General features: G+C 35.3%; 4 protein-coding genes. All 4 read left to right on the plus strand.

Going from position 1 to position 4,113, the window contains the following annotated elements; translation table 11 throughout:
* Positions 1–325 precede the first annotated feature (325 nt).
* The 4 genes from HE1_RS08310 to HE1_RS04895 all read left to right on the plus strand — a co-directional run bounded on the left by HE1_RS08310 (position 326) and on the right by HE1_RS04895 (position 4,031).
* Positions 326–643: a hypothetical protein gene (locus HE1_RS08310; RefSeq protein WP_035545372.1), complete on the plus strand. Its 318-nt coding sequence runs from the start codon at positions 326–328 to the stop codon at positions 641–643.
* 849 nt (positions 644–1,492) lie between these two features.
* A complete protein-coding gene (locus tag HE1_RS10455; RefSeq protein ID WP_373279905.1) occupies positions 1,493–1,615 on the plus strand; it encodes a hypothetical protein in 123 nt (40 codons plus the stop codon).
* Positions 1,616–2,214: 599 nt separating this feature from the next.
* Positions 2,215–3,330, plus strand: coding sequence for an MFS transporter (locus HE1_RS04890; RefSeq protein ID WP_084491111.1), 1,116 nt, complete (start codon positions 2,215–2,217; stop codon positions 3,328–3,330).
* Positions 3,331–3,824: 494 nt separating this feature from the next.
* Positions 3,825–4,031: a hypothetical protein gene (locus HE1_RS04895; RefSeq protein ID WP_035545375.1), complete on the plus strand. Its 207-nt coding sequence runs from the start codon at positions 3,825–3,827 to the stop codon at positions 4,029–4,031.
* Positions 4,032–4,113 lie beyond the last annotated feature (82 nt).

Consider the following 4,113-nt stretch of genomic DNA (forward strand, 5'->3'; position numbering starts at 1 on the left):
GGGGAAAAGTGATTATTGCTGATTTAAATATGCAAAATCTAGCGGCTACTTTTTCAGAAGCTTTTAACCAAAGGTAGCATAGTTAATTTTCAAAGTTTTATTAACATGGAGTGCCAAAAAAATACGTAGTGTTACTTCCAGCATTTCAAGTTATCGTTTTTTTGCAATAGTTTTCTACGAAATCTTGCAAACCAATGGCGTTATCGAGCGTTATTGCATAAACTTGTTAAGACAAGCCGAATTAAGTATGAAAAGAGCAAGAATCCCAGCTATAGCATCATTCACAACGTATTGACCACAGGCACCTCAAAAAAAATAGGTATAGATGGGGGGGAGAAAAAAGATACGTAAACGGCATAGTGTTGTTGATAGGCAAGGCAATCTGCTCCATACACGGTTCATAAGGCCAATGACACAGGTGCTGGGTGCAGAGTTTTTAAGGAAGCGGTGCAAAAAATCCTACATTAAAGGAAGTGTGGCAGATTCTGGATATAGAACCCCCATGGATGAATTTGTTAGAACTCTATTGAATAAAACTATAGCAATCTCAAAGCGTATATCTCAAGGATGGGCTATACTTGCTAAAGCGTTAGATTGTCGAAAGAACATTTGCATGGCTAAATCATTTTCAAAAGGTATCTAAAGCATTATGAAATTGCCCTAGCGACTGCTAAAAACATGAGTATGATAGCGCCCATTCCATGATTCTATTAAGAAGATTAGCTAAATCATGTATACAGGCTCTAAGGAAGCAAGTAATAGAATATACGATACCGTTTCCCGATACTATAGTAAATTAGGTTGAATTAGGTGCAATAAAAGGAAAACGACAAAGAGCTGCAGCAACGATTTAAGACAAACGGGAATATAATATTTAGATTAAGGGGGAATATATTGAACTATCGCAACTATTTAAAATAAGTGTATAGTGATAGGCAGGTAGTATAGAAAATTGGTATAGAAAATACAGAAAAGAAGGTAGTTATTTTCCTAAGAGACGTGGTGGCTCAGAAAAAAATATTGACTTAGAAAAGCTTGAAGAGTACGTTAAAAAAAACCAGGATATGCCCTTGAAAAAAGCTGCTTAAGAATGGGGGGAGTGTTTTTACACTCAGTGCTGGTAAAAAAGATTAGGCTATAGCTTAAAAAAACTTTTTGCACTTAGAAGCAAGCTAAGAAAAGCGAAGTCATTATCAAGAATCGATCAAATATATAGAGGATCCAAATATTGTATATATTGATAAAAGCAGCATTGATAGGCTATGTGCAAAGACAAAAACTGGGGCAGAAAAAGTGAAAAGTTGGTTGTCAAAAAAGTGGGATCAAAGAACAAATACTATTGCCGGTTTGGTTAATAAAAAGCCCATAGCACCAATGGGGTTTTACGGATCCTGCAACACAGTATAGCCTGATCAAGGTAGTTATTATGGATAATACCTTTTTTCATAAATCTAAGAGAGGTAGAGAATGAATAGAATCTGTAAAATGCAGTATAATTTTTCTACCTCCTTACTCTTTTGATGTGAATCCAATAGAAAAATTCTGGGCTAATATGAAGAGGGGACAATATACTAAATTTCAACGCTCTATTCGATGCTATTTCGTGGTTCTTTAAAATATCCAATTCAACCTAAATTGCTACATTGCCCAACCTTCCAAAAAAAGCGGTAGTGTTACGGATAATGCCGCTTTCCATAAAGGAAAAGATATGTGAAAGATGCTAGAAGATGCCATAGTTTGCTTTATTTTCCTCTGTTATTATCCGGATCTCAATCCTATTGAGAAAAAATTGGCTCAAGCCAAACATATAAGAAGAACATTACCTTGTTTAATTGATCGCTTATTTCAATTCTATCTCTCGTAATCTTTTTATACTGATTTAGCTATATACTTTCTTAAAATTCAAAATCGCTTAATGCCGTATACTTCCATAAACCCACAGAAAATTTCTTTTTTTATAATTTTGTAAAACTCATACCTCATTTTAGTATTAACTCACAATTTCTCATTACGGATTTTTTCAGACATTTCGTACCCCACTTATAAAATTAAATTTTTTGTGTTATATTGGTCCGAATATTTATTTAGCAGAGATACGCTTTCGATAAGGTACAATCAGGTACAAGCTTTAGTTGGATAAAGGCTTGTTTAAGACTTAGTATTCCTCTTTCGTTTTTTGGGTATCAGTTTATACTAAGACGCTGGCCTGGATTGATGATGGATACCATGATGCAGCAATTTTCTGTAAATTCTGCAGAATTTGGGGTTTTGGCTTCAATGTATTACTACGGATACGCAATGATGCAGTTACCCATTGCCTTTGTTTTTGGTCGTTTGGAAATGCGTACAGTTTTGTGTTTTTGTGCATCTGTGTGTGCGCTTGGGGTTGGAATACTTACTTACACAAATTCTTTGTATTTGGCTATGGCTGCACAGTTTCTTATTGGAAGTGGTTCTGCTGCAGGGTTTTTATGTACCGCAGAAGCAATTTCTTTATGGTTTCCAAAAGAACGCTACGGTCAAGTCATGGGAGTTGCTGTTGCTTTTGGGCTGTTGGGGGCAATTTATGGAGGACAACCTGTACGAAGTTTGTTAGATCACTACCAATGGCAATCTGTAGCGCTGGGAATACTGACAATTGGGGGAGGAATTGCTCTAATATCTTTACGTTTACCTTCTTCTGTAAGAAATCATTTCTCAGAAGAATCTACGGATTTTCTTCATATTTTTAAGAATCCGGCACTTATCTTTTTGGGTATTGCAAATCTTTTGATGGTAGGAGTACTAGAGGGATTTGCAGATGTTTGGGCAGGACCGTTTTTAGTTAAGAGTTATGGATTGTCTGATTCTGAAGCAGCTGGCGTTGCTTCGTGGATTTTTAAAGGGATGATGATTGGAAGTCCAATAGTTACGCTCTTAGCAAAACATTTAGGAAATTATTTGGCAATTATCGCTTGCGGTATTGGTATGAGTGGAGCTTTTTTTGCTTTGCTATTTTACAGTGTTCCGTTGTGGAGCCTTCCTTTATGGTTTATTGGGTTAGGAATAGGGTGCTGTTATCAGGTTCTGATTTTTGTTGCAGCAAAAGATTGGTGTCATGCAAACAGAATTAGTGCTGGCATTGCATTTTTAAACACGTTAAACATGTTAGGAGGAGCCTTCTTTCATCCCATTATTGGATTTTTTGTAGATGATCTAAAAAAGTACAAGCTCCCTTTAGAGCTTAGCTATGCTTATGCATTGAGCATAGTTCCTTTTTGTGCTTTAATTGGAACACTTATAGTAATTTTTATTGGCATATATCGTCGGAAAAGATGTATTTCTAGCTAAAAATCTGATGAACTAAAAAGTATTGTAAATTAGACAAGGGAAAATCTTCCCTTGTTTTTTTGTAGAGAAAAAGAAAAATTTTGTATCGATATTAGTAGGGTAAAATAACACGTACAATAATAAATTCCAAATTTTACCCCTATTAAACATAAGGCTGATCAAAGAAAAAATTAAGGCGCTATAGAAGCGCTCTTTCTTGAATACAATTTCATAATCGTTTAATGTTGTTTGCGCTATAACTTGGCACAAGCCCCCTCTAGGAATTAATATGAAGATCTTTGCTCTAGAAAATTTATTTTTTATGTAAGATATTCCTTATAAAAAACATATAATAATAAAAATGTTAAATAAGTTATCCGTTACATTTTTTATTTCTTTTAGCTACAAAACTGAACGCCATAATATCGAGGACGCTTTTAACTAAAGATATTTTTTGTTAGGATTGGTAAAGAGTGTCTTTTAAAAGTCTCTCAAAATGATTGTATGTAAATTTTGTGAATGTTCGGAGTGCTTTAAAAGCGGTTTTGTTTGAGAAGTTTAGCGGTACAAATGTAAAAAATATGGAAAAAATTTTACGAGGTGTGCCCGAAAAAGACAAGCTCCAAGCCCTCGTTTTATACGCAAGCGTTCTTTCAATGAACCGAATTTCTCAGCGTTTTGGTGTCAGCGCGGGCGCTGTTTTGAAGGGGCGCGCACCTTAGGATCAAGGCTATGCGCCAAAATTGATCTATCTCCAGAAGGCAAAGGTATTGTCAAGGAAGTTGATGAATTTTGGAATTATTT

This window comes from Holospora elegans E1 (genome assembly GCF_000648275.1).
Lineage (GTDB): Bacteria > Pseudomonadota > Alphaproteobacteria > Holosporales > Holosporaceae > Holospora > Holospora undulata_A.